At 62.8% G+C, this 15,238-nt stretch carries 14 protein-coding genes; 6 read left to right on the top strand and 8 right to left on the bottom strand.

Annotation, left to right across the window (positions count from 1 at the left end; all coding sequences use genetic code 11):
- The first annotated feature begins 213 nt into the window (after positions 1-213).
- The gene (locus tag AWB78_RS32280) at positions 214-1,848 is read left to right on the top strand and encodes an NAD(P)/FAD-dependent oxidoreductase (RefSeq protein WP_062610682.1); all 1,635 of its coding nucleotides are present in this window, start codon (positions 214-216) and stop codon (positions 1,846-1,848) included.
- Between the two features lie 59 nt (positions 1,849-1,907).
- On the opposite strand, the gene AWB78_RS32275 is transcribed toward AWB78_RS32280, so the two are convergent.
- The 3 genes from AWB78_RS32275 to AWB78_RS32265 all read right to left on the bottom strand — a co-directional run bounded on the left by AWB78_RS32275 (position 1,908) and on the right by AWB78_RS32265 (position 5,998).
- A complete protein-coding gene (locus AWB78_RS32275; protein ID WP_062610681.1) occupies positions 1,908-3,449 on the bottom strand; it encodes a D-arabinonate dehydratase in 1,542 nt (513 codons plus the stop codon).
- A 14-nt stretch (positions 3,450-3,463) separates the two neighbouring features.
- Positions 3,464-4,747: an MFS transporter gene (locus AWB78_RS32270; RefSeq protein WP_062610680.1), complete on the bottom strand. Its 1,284-nt coding sequence runs from the start codon at positions 4,745-4,747 to the stop codon at positions 3,464-3,466.
- A 126-nt stretch (positions 4,748-4,873) separates the two neighbouring features.
- Complete coding sequence (locus tag AWB78_RS32265; protein ID WP_062610679.1) at positions 4,874-5,998, bottom strand: mannitol dehydrogenase family protein; 1,125 nt, start codon at positions 5,996-5,998, stop codon at positions 4,874-4,876.
- A gap of 245 nt (positions 5,999-6,243) precedes the next feature.
- Between AWB78_RS32265 and AWB78_RS32260 the strand changes: the two genes are divergently transcribed.
- Positions 6,244-6,942 carry a FadR/GntR family transcriptional regulator gene (locus AWB78_RS32260; protein ID WP_062610678.1) on the top strand — a complete coding sequence of 233 codons (699 nt, stop codon included), beginning with the start codon at positions 6,244-6,246 and terminating at the stop codon, positions 6,940-6,942.
- Between the two features lie 48 nt (positions 6,943-6,990).
- On the opposite strand, the gene AWB78_RS32255 is transcribed toward AWB78_RS32260, so the two are convergent.
- Positions 6,991-7,311 carry a hypothetical protein gene (locus AWB78_RS32255; protein WP_061125643.1) on the bottom strand — a complete coding sequence of 107 codons (321 nt, stop codon included), beginning with the start codon at positions 7,309-7,311 and terminating at the stop codon, positions 6,991-6,993.
- Between the two features lie 378 nt (positions 7,312-7,689).
- Here AWB78_RS32255 and AWB78_RS32250 point away from each other — a divergent pair, with 378 nt between their 5' ends.
- On the top strand, positions 7,690-8,565 hold the full coding sequence (locus AWB78_RS32250; protein WP_062610677.1) for a class I SAM-dependent methyltransferase: 876 nt from the start codon (positions 7,690-7,692) through the stop codon (positions 8,563-8,565).
- Here AWB78_RS32250 and AWB78_RS32245 read toward each other — a convergent pair whose 3' ends face one another.
- Both AWB78_RS32245 and AWB78_RS32240 read right to left on the bottom strand, forming a co-directional pair.
- Entirely contained in the window at positions 8,566-9,120 is a 555-nt protein-coding gene (locus AWB78_RS32245) for a DUF1415 domain-containing protein (protein WP_062610676.1), read from the bottom strand.
- Positions 9,113-9,763 carry a TetR/AcrR family transcriptional regulator gene (locus tag AWB78_RS32240; RefSeq protein WP_062610675.1) on the bottom strand — a complete coding sequence of 217 codons (651 nt, stop codon included), beginning with the start codon at positions 9,761-9,763 and terminating at the stop codon, positions 9,113-9,115. The genes AWB78_RS32245 and AWB78_RS32240 overlap by 8 nt, the downstream gene beginning before the upstream one ends.
- Positions 9,764-9,893: 130 nt before the next feature.
- Here AWB78_RS32240 and AWB78_RS32235 point away from each other — a divergent pair, with 130 nt between their 5' ends.
- Positions 9,894-11,177: an MFS transporter gene (locus AWB78_RS32235; protein ID WP_062610674.1), complete on the top strand. Its 1,284-nt coding sequence runs from the start codon at positions 9,894-9,896 to the stop codon at positions 11,175-11,177.
- A gap of 67 nt (positions 11,178-11,244) precedes the next feature.
- Entirely contained in the window at positions 11,245-11,841 is a 597-nt protein-coding gene (locus AWB78_RS32230) for a nitroreductase family protein (RefSeq protein ID WP_062610673.1), read from the top strand.
- A gap of 3 nt (positions 11,842-11,844) precedes the next feature.
- Here the strand turns inward: AWB78_RS32230 and AWB78_RS32225 are convergent, their stop codons facing one another.
- The gene (locus AWB78_RS32225) at positions 11,845-13,332 is read right to left on the bottom strand and encodes an MFS transporter (protein WP_198399399.1); all 1,488 of its coding nucleotides are present in this window, start codon (positions 13,330-13,332) and stop codon (positions 11,845-11,847) included.
- Between the two features lie 206 nt (positions 13,333-13,538).
- Here AWB78_RS32225 and AWB78_RS32220 point away from each other — a divergent pair, with 206 nt between their 5' ends.
- On the top strand, positions 13,539-14,789 hold the full coding sequence (locus AWB78_RS32220; RefSeq protein ID WP_062610687.1) for an Hsp70 family protein: 1,251 nt from the start codon (positions 13,539-13,541) through the stop codon (positions 14,787-14,789).
- 72 nt (positions 14,790-14,861) lie between these two features.
- On the opposite strand, the gene AWB78_RS32215 is transcribed toward AWB78_RS32220, so the two are convergent.
- The gene (locus tag AWB78_RS32215; protein ID WP_016346375.1) at positions 14,862-15,065 is read right to left on the bottom strand and encodes a cold-shock protein; all 204 of its coding nucleotides are present in this window, start codon (positions 15,063-15,065) and stop codon (positions 14,862-14,864) included.
- Positions 15,066-15,238: the final 173 nt, after the last annotated feature.

Below are 15,238 nucleotides of genomic sequence, written 5' to 3'. Positions count from 1 at the left end.
GGACCGTGAAACGACTCCACGCCGATGATAGTGCGGATCACCCGTGTGAAAGTAGGTAATCGTCAGGCTCCTCATGCAACAAACAAAAACCCCACCCCGAAAAGGTGGGGTTTTTGCGTTGGGGCACGCAGTCTCGAAGCAATGCGGCTCCTCTCTCAAGCGCTAAAATCCCCCCACGTATTCCAAAATCACGGCCAGTGCCGTCGACTTCCCATGCTACGTTTAAGCGAAATCAAGCTCGCGCTCGATCACCTCGAATCGGCTATCGAACCTGCGGTACACGCGCGTCTCGCAGAGATCGGCGTCGATGTGAATGAACTCGTGAGCTTCCAGGTATTTCGCCGAGCGCACGATGCCCGCAAGCGCTCCGACATCAAACTCACGTACATCATCGACGTGGAATTGCAGGACGAAGCATCGGTATTGAAGCGTCTGGAAGCGCGTCCTCATCCGCACGTCGCGGTTACGCCGGACATGACCTATCGATTCGTCGCTCAAGCACCGGCGCGTTCGTCGATGCTGCGCCCCGTCGTGATCGGCATGGGACCGTGCGGGCTCTTTGCTGGCTTGATTCTCGCGCAGATGGGCTTTCGCCCGATCATCCTCGAGCGCGGTAAAGCCGTGCGCGAACGGACGAAAGATACTTGGGGTCTTTGGCGCAAAAATGAGCTCAACCCGGAATCGAACGTACAGTTTGGCGAGGGTGGCGCCGGGACGTTCTCCGACGGCAAACTCTACAGCCAGATCAAGGACCCGAAGCATTACGGCCGCAAGGTGCTCGACGAATTCGTGAAGGCTGGCGCGCCCGAAGACATCCTTTACTTGAGCCGCCCGCACATCGGCACGTTCAGGCTCGTGAGCATGGTCGAGAAGATGCGCGCGCAGATCCATCAACTCGGTGGCGAAGTGCGATTCCAGCATCGGGTCGAGGACATCGACATCGATAACGGCAAGGTCCGTGGACTGCGCCTGTCGACCGGCGAAACGCTGCGCTGCGATCACGTCGTGCTGGCCGTCGGCCATAGCGCGCGCGACACGTTCAAGATGCTGCACGAGCGCGGCGTCTATATGGAAGCGAAGCCGTTTTCGCTCGGATTTCGCATCGAGCATCCGCAAGGCGTGATCGATCGGAGCCGGTTCGGCAAATTCGCCGGTCACGAACGACTGGGCGCAGCCGACTACAAGGTGGTCCATCACTGCAGCAACGGCCGCGCGGTCTACAGCTTCTGCATGTGCCCGGGCGGCACGGTCGTGGCGGCGACATCGGAGCCGGGGCGCGTCGTGACCAATGGCATGAGTCAGTATTCGCGCGCCGAACGCAACGCGAATGCCGGCATCGTCGTGGGCATCACGCCGGAGGATTACCCCGGCGGCCCGCTCGCCGGCATCGAATTTCAGCGCAAGTGGGAAGAGCGCGCATTCGAGCTCGGCGGCGGCGACTATTGTGCGCCGGGGCAACTCGTCGGCGATTTCATCGCGGGTCGAGCTTCGACGTCGCTGGGCTCGGTCATTCCTTCGTACAAGCCGGGCGTGAAGCCGACCGATCTGAGTACCGCGCTTCCCGACTACGTGATCGAAGCGATCCGCGAAGCCTTGCCCGAACTCGACAAGAAGATCAAAGGCTTCGCGATGCACGACGCCGTGCTGACGGGCGTGGAGACGCGCACGTCCTCACCGTTGCGCGTGCGTCGCAAGGACGATTATCAGAGCATGAACGTCGAAGGCTTGTACCCGGCGGGCGAGGGCGCGGGCTATGCGGGTGGCATCTATTCCGCGGCGATCGACGGGATCGAAGTCGCTGAAGCCGTAGCGTTGAAGATGATGGCCGACTACGCGGCAACCGCCTGAACAAAAAAGGCGCGTCCATCAAGCGACGCGCCTTTCGATCGAAACAGCGGAAACAAAAATCAGGTCACCACACCTACCTGCCAGGGCACGAATTCACTCTGCCCATACCCATGCAGTTCGCTCTTCGACGCCACGCCTGACGCGCAATCGAGCATCATCTGGAAGATCTGTTCGCCGAGCTGCTCGATGGTCGCGGAACCGTCGATCACGCCGCCGCAGTTGATATCCATATCCTCTTCCTGTCGCTCCCACAGCGCGGTATTCGTCGCGAGCTTGAGCGAAGGCGAGGGCGCGCAGCCGTAAGCCGAGCCGCGTCCCGTCGTGAAGCAGATCAGGTTCGCGCCCGATGCAACCTGGCCCGTCGCGGACATCGGATCGTAGCCGGGCGAATCCATGAAGACGAAGCCCTTGGCGTCGATATGCTGAGCGTACTCATACACCTCGACGAGATTCGTCGTGCCGCCCTTTGCGACCGCGCCGAGTGACTTCTCAAGAATCGTCGTCAGTCCGCCGACCTTGTTGCCCGCCGACGGATTGTTGTCCATCGCGGCCCCGTTGCGTGCGCAGTACTCTTCCCACCACTTGATACGCGTGAGCAGCTTTTCACCGACTTCGCGGCTCACCGCGCGCCGCGTCAGCAGATGTTCGGCGCCATAGACTTCAGGCGTTTCGGAGAGAATCGCCGTCCCGCCATGCGCGACGAGCCTGTCCACCGCCGCGCCGAGCGCGGGATTGGCGGAAATGCCCGAATAGCCATCCGATCCGCCGCACTGCAATCCGACGATCAGATGCGAAGCCGGCACCGGCTCGCGCTGCACACGATTCGCGTCCGCGAGCATTTCCTTCACGAGCGCGATGCCGCGCTCGATCGTCTTTCTCGTGCCGCCGCTGTCCTGAATCGTGAAGCTGCGCAGCTTTTCGCCGTCCTTCAGGCCGCTCGATTCGAGCACGCCCGAGATCTGATTCGTCTCGCATCCGAGGCCGACGAACAGCACCGCATGAAAGTTCGGATGCACCGCGTAACCCGCGAGCGTGCGGCGCAAAATGCCGAGACCTTCGCCCTGCATGTCGATGCCGCATCCGAGACCATGCGTGAGCGCGATCACGCCATCCACGTTCGGATATTCCGCGAGCGCTTCCGGATGCACGTCGCGCCGGAAATGATCGGCGATCGCGCGCGCGACCGTCGCCGAGCAGTTCACGCTCGTCAGCACGCCGACGAAGTTGCGCGTCGCGACGCGGCCATCGTCGCGGCGAATGCCCATGAAGGTCGCGGGCTTGTCGACGAACGGCGTCGGATGCAGATCGACGCCGAATTCGTGCTCGCGCGCGAAATCGGCCATCGACAGATTGTGCGTATGCACGTGCTGCCCGCGCGCGATTGCCTCGCGCGCCACGCCGATGACCTGGTTGTAGCGCTTGACGGGCGCGCCCGCGGCGATATCACGCGTCGCGATCTTGTGTCCCGGCGGGATCAGACCGGCGACGACGAGATCCTCCGACGCGATCCGCGCGCCGGAGAGCAACTGACGTGTCGCGATCACGACGTCGTCGTTGGGATGCAGCCGGATGACCGCATGGTCGGTGGATGTGGTGGACATGGTTTTTCTCAGACTCAGACCGTGGAAGGTGCGCGATCGTCGCGCCGGGCTTGTTCGTCGTCGGCACGATTGAGCGGTTCGATCTTGCCGACGATCACAAGATAGCTGAACGCGCCGAGGAAGCAGAAGCCGCCCGCGACACACAGCGGAATCACGAACGAGCCCTTGGTGATCGCGAGCATCACGCCGGTGAAGGTCGTGATGACGATGCCCGCCAGATTCGACGCGAAGTTCTGGATACCGCCGATCGATGCGACGTGATCCGGCGTCGGTGCGACGTCGCTCGGCAGCGACCAGATCGACGCAGCGGCGAACGCGAGGCTGGCGTAAGCGATGCCGAAGAACGCGAGCATCAGATAGATGTTGGTCACGAACGCGCAGAGCGTGATGACCGACGACATCAGCATGCCGCCGACCATGCAGGTCTTGCGTGCGGCGGTGAGGCTCCAGCCGCGCTTGAAGAGCGAGTCGGACACGAAGCCGCCCAGCCAGCCGCCCGGAATCGACATCAGCGCGGGAATCGTGCCCAGCGTGCCGAGCGACTTCAGCGAGAAGCCATGCGCCTGCACGAGATAGCTCGGGAACCAGGTGATGAAGAAGTAGATGACGAAGTTCAGGCAGAAGAAGCCGAGCATCATGCCCCACAGCGTGCGGTACTTGAACAGCGACGCCCACGACACCTTGTTCTTCGGTGCGACCGGAACCGGCGCGACATCCGTTTCGCCCGTCAGATCGCCCTTCGACTTGTTACGGTAGATCAGGAACCAGCCCAGAATCCACACGAAGCCGATCACGCCCGTGATGACGAAGGACGCTTCCCAGCCGAACGAGCTGATGATGAGCGCGACGACCGGAATCGAGAGAGCGGAGCCCACGCGCGAGCCGCTATCGAAGATGCTGGTCGCGAACGCGCGCTGCGATTTCGTGAACCATTGCGACACGAGCTTCGCGCATGAAGGATACGCGCCTGCCTCGCCGACGCCGAGCATCAGGCGGCAGCCGAACATGCCGACGACGCTCGTCGCGGCGGCGGTCAGCGCCGTGAACACCGACCACCAGCCCACCGCGAGCGGCAGCGCGATGCGTGCGCCGACGCGGTCGACGAACCAGCCGAACGGCATCTGCATGAGCGCGTAGCTCCAGAAGAAACCGCTCAGGATGAAGCCCATTTCAGCCGGACCGATGTTGAGCGCCTTCTCGATTTGCGGCGCGGCGACCGCGAGGTTCGCGCGATCGATGTAATTGATCGCGATTGCCAGAAAAGCCAGAAATATCACTACCCAACGCATTTTGCGCATCGTTTGTCTCCTCAGTGGGCGGCACTTCATTCATTTCGACGTCCCGCGATGCCGGCGCGGTGAGTCGTGATTCAAAAGGAATTCGGAAAACGCGGTCCGCTTCTTCGGCGGATCTCGCGAGGTGCTTCAGTGCGCGGCGAGTGCGTCGCGCAGACGTTTCTGCTCGATATCGAGCTTCAGTTCGTGAGCGAGATCGATGACCGGTTGAAAGCGCCGACCCTTCTTTTCGTCGTGATTGCGCGCGATGTCCGCAAGCCGATGCACGAGAAACGGGTTTTCGAAGCGATTGCGCACGCTCGCGAGGTATTCCTCCGCGACGTCGCGCTTGCCGAGCGCCGCGAACACCGGCAGCACTTCGTCACGCCACACCGCTTCGAGCGGCTCGCGATACGCCGGATCGCGCATCGCGTCGAGCACGGTCATGTCGGCGGCGCCATCGCGCGCGCGCCAGATTTCGGCGAGCATCGTGTGGCCGAGGTTCAGCATCAGCAGCTTGAGACGCTCGTAGTGCGCGAGATCGTCGGTGACGACGATGTCCTCGTGCTCGCACGGCAGCACCACGCCCGCCTGCCGCTCGATCGCCCACAGCGCGTACGGTTCGGCGATCGCGCCGACCGGCTGGATCGGCTCCGACACGATGCGGTCCACGAGCGAATTGATCCACACGCAGTCTTTCGTCAGATAGCCGATGAACGCTTCGTCGACGTTCCAGCCGCGCGCGACGCCGATGACCAGGTCGCGCAATGTGTCGCCGTTGCGCGAAACCAGTTCGCAGGGAAGGAGCGTGATCGGCGCCGCGCCGGCCCGATACCGCGCGTGGAGCAGCACCGCGAGCTTCGCCGCGAAGCCGCGCGGCGTGCGCTGGCCGTCGAGCAGATCGGCCGTGTCTTCGTCGAAGAGCGCATAGCCGGCGTCGGCCGTGTTCGAGACGATCACCTTCACGTCGCGCTTCATGCGCTCGATCAGCAGCGGCCAGTCCTCGTTCGCGTGCAAAGCCTCGGTGATCGAATCGCATTCGATGGTCATATCGACCGTTTCGTCTCGCTGCAGTCCGCGGATACGCACGGGATAGCGGCCCGCCGAGCGCAACGCCTCGACGCGCGCACGGCTGTCGGCGCTGGACGTGGTCTGGACGACGGTGATCTTGCCGAGCGACGACGCCGGATCGCGGCGCGCCGCGACGGCTACGAAGAAATCGACGTGCGCCTGCAGAAAACGGCTGGTGCCGAATTGGAGAATCGGATTGTTCATGTTTGCGCGTGCCGCTCGTCGCGAGGGCTCGGTACGGGGGCTGATTCGTGTGGGAACGGTTCCAGATCGCCGTAAAAAAATTGGCCACCTGGCCTTACCGGATTGCATACTAGTGTCTTGAAATAGAATTGGTCAAGCCACTTATAATCGACTGAACGACGGCAAACGCCCGCCCCACGGTGCGTTAGCCCTTCCGCTGATTACAATCCACGTTTTCCCCGAGACAAAAAAGCAGGAGACAGCACGTGAGCGTGAAACCAGTCGAAACGCGCCGCCTCTATCTACAGATCGCCGACAAGCTGCGCGGGCTGATCGAGCAGCAGGATTTCGCGCCGAACGGCCGTCTGCCGTCCGAGCGCGAACTCGCGCAGACGCTCGGCGTGTCGCGGCCGTCGGTGCGCGAAGCGCTCGTCGCGCTGGAACTGGAAGGGCGCGTCGAAATCCGCATGGGCTCGGGCGTGTATATCGTCGCGACGCCCGCGGCCAAACCGCCGACGACCGAGGCGGAGCTGGGCGAAAGCCCGATCGAGATCATGAACGCGCGCAGCGTGATCGAAGGCGCGATCGCGGCGTGCGTCGCGCCGTTCGCGAAGCCGAAGGAGCTGAAAGCGCTGCGCACGGTGTACGAGACGATGGCGCGCGAAGTCGAGAACGGGCAGGTGCCGATGGCGGCCGATCGCGCGTTTCACATCGCGATTGCGCAGATGACGGGCAACGACGTGCTGGTGCGCACGGTCGGCAGTCTGTACGACGAGCGGCACAGCCCGCTGTCATCGACATTGCGTGGGCACTTCGAAGGGGAGGAAACCTGGGCCGCCGCGCTCGGCGAGCATCGGGAAATTCTGGAAGCGCTGGAAGCGCGCGACGCAATACAGGCGCAGGCCGCCATGCAGCGGCACATGCGTCAGTCCGCGGCGCGTCTGATGACGAGGCGCAAGAACTGACTCCGGCGCGCGCTCGGGACGCGCGCCGGTTTCGGAGCCGCGATCGCGTCAGCCCGGATAGGCTTCATCGACCTTCAGACCCGCCAGCTTGAAGATGACGCGCAGCGTTTGCGGCGCGATATCCCGGCGCGAGGCGAGCGTCGTCAGGACGAAGTCCATCACCTTGGCATACTTCAGCATCGTCAGGCAGGTCTCGATGTCGGTGGAACCATCGCGCATCGACTCGGCGAGGCGCAACATTTCCACGGAAATCTCTCGGGCCATTTCCAGTTCGAGCTGCTGCTTTTCACTCCACGCAGGCATCGCGGTCAGTGCTGCGAGCATCTCCTGAAATTGTTTCTCTGCTTTCTTGTCCGGGATCGCATCCATCGCCGTCCTCTCATGTTCATGGCGCGGGCGAGTCGCATTCGCCGCGCTGTGCGTTAGGTGTTACGTAACAAGGCTGGGCGCGGGTGACGACGTTCCACGTGTCGAGGCGCGGCTTGTTACCAGCTTGTTGCTCCTGCTTGCTGCATCGGTCGCGGCCCGAGGCCACGCTGTGTCGTCTGTTCCAGTGGCCTCACTGTCGTGACGATGCACAAACCGTTCCACGCGTTTGCTAACACGCATTGGCCGATGATCCAGCGGCTGGAACAAAGAGCGTCTTCGCGCTTTTGGGTAAACTTCCCCTTTTGAGACGGCAGAACCAGCGGTTAGCGCACATTCGGCGCAAACTGCTCTGCTTTTTTTATTCAACACACCTTCAAGATGACCAGGAAGTCCTCCACGTCGGCTCCGGGCACACCCGACCCCTCCACCAAACACGAGATCCGTCCAGGCCAGTCGATCGAACTGCTGAAGGAACTCCATATCCTCACGCGCGACGGCAAGATGAATCAGGACAGCCGCCGCAAGCTGAAACAGGTCTATCACCTCTATCAGTTCATCGAACCGCTTCTTGCCGAGGTGCATGCGCGCCAGGGGGCCGTATCGCTCGTCGACCACGGCGCGGGCAAGTCTTATCTCGGGTTCATTCTCTACGATCTCTTCTTCAAATCTCTGCGCGATCGGTCACACATCTTTGGAATCGAGACGCGCGAAGAGCTCGTAAAGAAATCGGAAGAATTGGCCGCGCGCCTCGGGTTTACAGGGATGTCATTTCTGAATCTGTCGGTGGCCGAATCAATTGATTCGGATCGTCTGCCTGATTCGATCGATATCGTCACCGCGCTGCACGCATGCAACACCGCCACCGACGACGCCATCCAGTTCGCTCTGCAGAAGAACGCGAAGTACATCGTCGTGGTGCCGTGCTGTCAGGCGGAAGTGGCCTCGGTGCTGCGCAAGAACAAGGGGCATTCGCTCTCGAAGAACGTGCTCACCGAAATGTGGCGGCATCCGCTGCATACGAGGGAATTCGGGAGCCAGATCACGAACGTGCTGCGTTGTCTGCAACTCGAATCGCACGGCTATCAGGTGAGCGTGACGGAGCTCGTGGGCTGGGAGCATTCGATGAAAAACGAGCTCATCGTCGCGCAGTTCAAGGACCTGCCGCGCGGCCGCCCCGCGCAAAGACTGTCGGATGTGCTCGAGACGCTCGGGCTCGAAGAATTGCGCAAGCGCTTCTTCGCGCCCGCGCCTTGATCAGGATTTGTCCATCCACGCCTTGAAGCCGTCGTGCCCGAGACGGCGCAGCGTTTCGATGTTGCGTTCGTAGATGTCCGATGCATCGGGGAATGCATCGACAGCGCGATCGATGCTCGCTTCGCGCAGCAGATGAAAGATCGGATACGGCGCGCGATTCGTGTAGTTGTCGATATCGTCGCGCGCGGTGCCTTCGAACTGATAGTCCGGATGAAAGCTTGCGATTTGCAATTCGCCCGCGAGCCCCAACTGATCGAGCAGGCGTTCGGCAAAGAAAAGGGCGTCGTTGTAGTCGGCGAAATCGGCGAACGCGTGCGGCGTGATGAACAACGTGGTGTCGACGGATTCGGGATCGGTGTCGTGCAGCAGACGAAGTTCGTCGGTCAGTTCCACGACCAGATCGTCCACGCCGCGCGCCTCGCTTACCACATAGCGAATCTGTTTTTTGACATGCACACTCTTCGCGAATGGGCACAAGTTGAGGCCGATCACCGCGCGGGTGAGCCAGTGCTGAGTCGCCGCGATTACTTCGTCGCGGGTGCTGCTGTCAGTCATGAACCTTCCTGTTTGCATGCGCGGGGCACGCCGCGTCGATCAGCGTGCGCGCGATGCGCGGCGCCGCGAGCAGCGGGCCCGAGCCGGGGCCGTATGTCTGGCTCGTCGCGTAGATGCCGTCGACCAGCAACGCGAGCGATTCCGCCAGTTCAACCGGATTATCCGCTCCGGCGGCCGTCGAAATTTCGACGAGGCGCGTCATCAAATAACTTTTGTTGCGCTCGACCAATTGCCGCGCGGGATGAGCCGGATCGCCGAATTCGCACGCGATGTTCACGAACGGACAGCCGCGATAATCCGGCGACGACGCCCGCTTAACCAGATCTTCGAGCGCCTGAATCATCTGTTTCGCCGGTTCGCCCGGATGTTTCGCGACGCTCGCCTCGAAGCGCCGCCGGAAGCCTTCGTCCATGCGTTCCAGATACGCGACCACGAGCTCGTCCTTCGACGCGAAGCGCCGGTACAAACTCATCTTGTTGACGCCCGCGCGCTCCACGACGGCATCGACGCCGATCGCGCGGATGCCCTCGCGATAGAACAGCTCCTGCGCCGCGTCGAGCAATTGCTCCTGCGCCGTCGCGCCGTCGGTGCGGGCACCGCGACGGGCGTGAGTTTTCGGCTGGTCGTCGGTCGATCGGGTCAAAGTCGGTTCCTCGAAGAATGCTGCTGCATGCTTGACATGTTACCGATCGGTAACTAAGCTCGCAACTCTGATGTGACAGAGCGGTAACGAAAGTATCGCCCACGGCAAAAATCAACGAAACGGAGCAGCGATGAATTGGGTTGCGAGACGGCTGAACGGCCGGGTGCATTACGGCTGGATCGCGGTGGGCGTCGTGTTTTTCGTGTTGCTCGCGGCGGCCGGCACGCGTGCGACGCCGAGCGTCATGATGTTGCCGCTGGAAAAGCAGTTCGGCTGGTCGCGCGGCACGATCTCGCTGGCGATTTCCATCAATCTCGCGCTTTACGGCCTCGCCGGGCCGTTCGCGGCGGCGGCGATGCAGCGTTTCGGCGTGCGTCCGACCGTGCTCGCCGCGCTCGCGACGCTCGCGGCGGGCGTCGGCATCTCGTCGATGATGACCGAGCCGTGGCAAATGGTGCTGGTCTGGGGCGTGATGGTCGGCAGCGCGACGGGCGTGGCCGCGCTCACGCTATCGGCGACGATCGTGAATCGCTGGTTCACCACGCATCGCGGTCTCGCGATGGGCATTCTCACCGCAAGCTCGGCGACCGGCCAACTCGTGTTCCTGCCGTTCCTCGCGTCGCTTTCGGAGCACTTCGGGTGGCGGCCGGTCGTGTTCGTCGTCGCGGCGGCGGCGGCGATCGTGCTGCCGCTCGTCGCCTGGCTGCTGCCGGAGCGTCCCGCCGATCTGTCGCTGCGTCCCGTCGGCGAGAAGGCTGATTTGCCGCCCGGCGCGATTCCGCCGCCGAAAAATCCGATCAAGGTCGCGTTCAGCACGCTCGCGTCGGCGAGCAAGACGCGTGATTTCTGGCTGCTCTTCTTCAGCTTCTTCGTCTGCGGCGCGAGCACGAACGGTTACGTCGGCACGCACCTGATCGCGATGTGCTCCGACTACGGCATGACGCAGGTGCAGGGCGCGACGCTGCTCGCCGCGATGGGCATCTTCGATCTCTTCGGCACGACGCTTTCCGGCTGGCTTTCGGACCGCTTCAATGCGCGCGTGCTGCTGTTCTGGTACTACGGCCTGCGCGGACTGTCGCTGATCTACCTGCCGTATGCGTTCGGCATCGATTTCTTCGGCCTGCCGCTTTTCGCCGTGTTCTACGGTCTCGACTGGATCGCCACCGTGCCGCCGACCGTGCGCCTCGCCACCGATGTCTACGGCAAGGAATCCGCGCCGATCGTGTTCGGTTGGGTCGTCGCGGGCCATCAGCTCGGCGCTGCGTTCGCGGCGCTCGGCGGCGGCATGCTGCGTTCGAGCCTCGGCAGCTACACCGTCGCGACGATGATCTCGGGCGGCCTGTGCCTCGTCGCGGCCGTGACGGTGCTGCGCATCAATCGGGCGAAGCGCTCGATGGGCGTCGCCACAACCTGACGGTCTGCACGCGCGGGCGAGCTTGTTTATCCTTGTCGCTTGCCGTTTCAACACACAAGGACAGAACATGACCACGAAGCCCGCGCCGACCGACGTCGACATCCATGAACTGATCGCCGGCCGCTGGAGCCCGCGCGCGTTCTCCAATGCGCCGATCGAGCGCGCGACGTTGCATCGGCTGCTCGAAGCGGCGCGCTGGGCGCCGTCGTCGAACAATCTGCAGCCGTGGCGCTTCATCGCGTTCGACCGTCATCGCAATGAAGCTGCGTTTCAGCGCGCATTCGACACGCTCGCGCCGTCGAACCAGAAGTGGAACGTAAACGTGCCGTTGCTCGTCTGCGTGACGGCGTCGACGCTCACGCCGAAGGGCGATACGAACCGCACCGCCACGTACGACACCGGCGCGGCCGCGATGGCGCTCACGCTGCAGGCGCACGCGCTGGGCCTCGCGACGCATCAGATGGGCGGCTTCGATCGCGACGCATTCCGTCAGGCGTTTTCGATTCCCGCGGACATCGAAATCATCGCGATGATCGCGATCGGCCATCACGGCGACGCGAGCCAACTCGACGACGCGTTGCGCGAACGTGAAGCCGCGCCGCGTGCGCGCAAGACGCTGGGCGAGACCGCGTTCGAAGGCGCGTGGGACAAGGCGTTCAAGTAAGCCTCAAGGCTCGTCCGCGGCCGAGAGCGGACGAGCGACATCCTCCAGCGATTTGCGCTCCGCCGCGACGCCCCAGACGCCCGCGACGACCGCCGCCGCGATCATCAGCAGCGAGCCGATCAGATAGCCCGCGAACACGGCGCCGCGCTCGTGCGTATCGATCAGTTGCCCGAAAAGCGTCGGCCCGATGATGCCGCCGAGCGCCGTGCCGAACGCGTAGAACACCGCGATGGCGAGCGCGCGAATCTCCAGCGGGAACGTCTCGCTCACCGTCAGGTACGCCGAGCTCGCCGCCGCGGAAGCGAAGAAGAAAATCACCATCCACGCGATGGTCTGCGTCGTCACGTCGAGCATGCCGTCCATGAACATCCAGCCGCTCACGGTCAGCAACACGCCTGACATCGCATACGTGAACGCGATCATCCTGCGCCGGCCGAGCACATCGAAGAGCTTGCCGAGCAGTAACGGACCGAGAAAATTTCCCGCCGCGAACGGCAGCACATACCAGCCGATGTGATCGCCTGGCACGTGATAGAAATCGGTCAACACGAGCGCGTAGGTGAAGAAGATGGCGTTGTAGAAGAACGCCTGCGCCGTCATCAGCACGAGCCCGACGAGCGAGCGTCTGCGATGCGCCTTGAAGAGCGTATGCACGACTTCCCGCAGCGGCGTTTGTTCGCGTGCGTGCAGGCGCAGCGGCTTCACGGGCGTATCGGGAATCGGAATGCCATGCTGCCGGAAATGCGCCTCGATCTCCTCGACGATCTGCTTCGCTTCCTCCGCGCGATTATGCGTGATGAGCCAGCGCGGGCTTTCCGGCACCCACATCCGCATGAAGAGAATCGTCAACCCGAGCAACGCGCCGATGAGAAAGCACGCGCGCCATCCCCAATCGGACGGCAGCAGGGCGGGATCGAGCAGCACGATCGAGCCTGCCGCGCCGATGCCCGCGCCGATCCAGAACGTGCCGTTGATCGCGAGATCGGTCCAGCCGCGCAAGCGGGCGGGCGTGAACTCCTGAATCGTCGAATTGATCGCGGTGTATTCCCCGCCGATGCCCGCGCCGGTAAGAAAGCGGAACAGCACGAAGGTCGCGAGATTCCACGAGAACGCGGTCGCGGCCGTGGCGGCGACGTAGAGAAAGAGCGTGATGAAGAACAGCTTGCGACGCCCGAGCCGGTCCGTGAGCCAGCCGAAGCCGAGCGCGCCGAGCACCGCGCCTGCGATATACGCGCTCCCGGCGATGCCGACGTCGGCATTGGAGAACTGCAGCGCGGGGCTTGTCTTGAGCGCGCTCGCGACCGCGCCCGCGAGCGTGACTTCGAGCCCGTCGAGCAGCCACGTGATGCCGAGCGCGAGTACGATTAACGTGTGAAAGCGTCCCCACGGCAGACGATCGAGGCGCCCCGGCAAATCCGTTTCGATGATGCCGGTGCGCTCGCTGGCTTTATCGTTCAAACGGTTCTCCTGTTGCGCGGCGGTTTCGCTCATGGATATGAAGCATGCGTTCGCATCGCGATTCACACACGCGAAAAAGTGGACGAATGCGCGCCAGGCGAGCAAGTTACATTCCGCTTTTTGTCGAATAAACTCAATGGTTTAAAAATGCCGGTAATGCGGTTGATGCGCGTGCCGGAACGTGTTAAAAACCCCGTCCATGTTTGAATGCGGCGTTTCTCATGACGCCGCCGATGCCCATGACTTATTGCGCGATCGATTTCGGCACGTCGAACTCCGCCGTCGCTCTTCCTGACGGCTTGTCGATCCGGCTGGCGCCCGTCGAAGGCGAGGCGACGACATTGCCTACCGCCGTTTTCTTCAACACCGACGAGGATAACCAGTCCTACGGCCGGGCGGCGCTCGAAGCATACATCGACGGCTTCGACGGCCGTCTGATGCGCTCGATGAAGAGCATTCTCGGCTCGCCGCTCGCGGACAACAGCACCGACCTCGGCGACGGCTCCGCGATCAAATATACCGACGTCATCACGCTCTTCCTGCAGCATCTGAAGCAGAGGGCGCAGGCGATCGCGCCCGAGCCGCTCACGCGCGCGGTGCTCGGCCGCCCGGTCTTTTTCGTCGACGATGATCCGCGCGCGGACCATCTCGCGCAAAAGCAGCTCGAGGCGTGCGCGCACGCGGTCGGATTGCGCGAGATCCACTTCCAGTACGAGCCGATCGCGGCAGCCTTCGACTACGAAGCCGGTCTGACGAAAGAGGGGCTCGTGCTGGTGGCGGATATCGGCGGCGGCACGTCGGACTTTTCGCTCGTGCGCGTCGGCCCGGAGCGCGCGCGTCATCTGGAGCGCAAGGGCGACGTGCTCGCCCATCACGGCGTGCATGTCGCGGGCACGGACTTCGACCGTCGCGTCGAGCTCGCGACCGTGCTGCGCGAACTCGGTTATCAGGCGCTCGACCCGGAAGGGCGCGAACTGCCGAGCCGCGTCTATTTCGACCTCGCGACCTGGCATCTGATCAACACGGTCTATACGCCGAAGCGCGTGAGCGAGTTGCAACTCATGCGTCATCTCTACACCGACTTGCGCCATCACGATCGGCTGATGCGCGTCGTGGATCGCCGGCTGGGCCACGCGCTGACGGCGCATGCGGAGGAAGCGAAGATCGATGTCGCCGCGGGCGGCACGACCGAAATCGACATGGAAGAGATCGAAGAGGCGCTGCGCGTTTCGTTCGACGAAGCGCAGCTGATCGCGGCCGGCGCCGATGAAACGCGGCGCATCGTCGAGGCGGCGCACGAAACGCTCAAACGTGCCGGCGTTGCGCCCGCCGACGTGGGCGCCATTTATTTCACGGGCGGCACGACCGGCTTGCGGTTTCTTTCGGAAGCGTTGTCGGCGGCGCTGCCCGGCGCGCAGCCGGTGTTCGGCGATCGGCTCGCCAGCGTGGCGAAGGGGCTCGGGATCTACGCGCAGCGCATTTTCGGATGACGCCGCAATAATCTGAGCCGGAAAATAAAAAACCCCGCCTAGGCGGGGTTTTTCATACGAATTCTCGCGGGCTTAGGCCGGCTTGATGTTCGCTGCTTGCTTGCCCTTCGGGCCAGTCTTCACTTCGTAGGTAACCTTTTGGTTTTCCTGAAGCGTCTTGAAGCCTTCGATGCGGATTTCCGAGAAGTGCGCGAACAGATCTTCGCCGCCGCCATCCGGAGTGATGAAGCCAAAGCCCTTTGCGTCATTGAACCACTTGACGGTACCGGTTTCCATGTTACGTATTCCAAAAAATTGATGAATAAGGCCGAAGCCCAAGGGTGCGGAAAATCAAGGAAGGGGCAATGGGACCAACCGGAGTACCGTGATGGCGAACTCGAAAGAACCAATTCACTCGCCACTTGAAATCCTGCAAGAAGCTTTATACGGCGAAACGATTGCCCGGTCAA

The organism is Caballeronia calidae (assembly GCF_900044055.2).
GTDB lineage: Bacteria > Pseudomonadota > Gammaproteobacteria > Burkholderiales > Burkholderiaceae > Caballeronia > Caballeronia calidae.
This window is presented reverse-complemented; position numbering and strand designations above follow the sequence as displayed.

Excerpts from the sequence above, each read along its gene's own strand:
- AWB78_RS32280 (WP_062610682.1), top strand. The coding sequence starts at position 214 with ATGCTACGTTTAAGCGAAATCAAGCTCGCGCTCGATCACCTCGAATCG.
- AWB78_RS32275 (WP_062610681.1), bottom strand. The coding sequence starts at position 3,449 with ATGTCCACCACATCCACCGACCATGCGGTCATCCGGCTGCATCCCAAC.
- AWB78_RS32270 (WP_062610680.1), bottom strand. The coding sequence starts at position 4,747 with ATGCGCAAAATGCGTTGGGTAGTGATATTTCTGGCTTTTCTGGCAATC.
- AWB78_RS32265 (WP_062610679.1), bottom strand. The coding sequence starts at position 5,998 with ATGAACAATCCGATTCTCCAATTCGGCACCAGCCGTTTTCTGCAGGCG.
- AWB78_RS32255 (WP_061125643.1), bottom strand. The coding sequence starts at position 7,311 with ATGGATGCGATCCCGGACAAGAAAGCAGAGAAACAATTTCAGGAGATG.
- AWB78_RS32250 (WP_062610677.1), top strand. The coding sequence starts at position 7,690 with ATGACCAGGAAGTCCTCCACGTCGGCTCCGGGCACACCCGACCCCTCC.
- AWB78_RS32245 (WP_062610676.1), bottom strand. The coding sequence starts at position 9,120 with ATGACTGACAGCAGCACCCGCGACGAAGTAATCGCGGCGACTCAGCAC.
- AWB78_RS32235 (WP_062610674.1), top strand. The coding sequence starts at position 9,894 with ATGAATTGGGTTGCGAGACGGCTGAACGGCCGGGTGCATTACGGCTGG.
- AWB78_RS32230 (WP_062610673.1), top strand. The coding sequence starts at position 11,245 with ATGACCACGAAGCCCGCGCCGACCGACGTCGACATCCATGAACTGATC.
- AWB78_RS32225 (WP_198399399.1), bottom strand. The coding sequence starts at position 13,332 with ATGAGCGAAACCGCCGCGCAACAGGAGAACCGTTTGAACGATAAAGCC.
- AWB78_RS32220 (WP_062610687.1), top strand. The coding sequence starts at position 13,539 with ATGACTTATTGCGCGATCGATTTCGGCACGTCGAACTCCGCCGTCGCT.
- AWB78_RS32215 (WP_016346375.1), bottom strand. The coding sequence starts at position 15,065 with ATGGAAACCGGTACCGTCAAGTGGTTCAATGACGCAAAGGGCTTTGGC.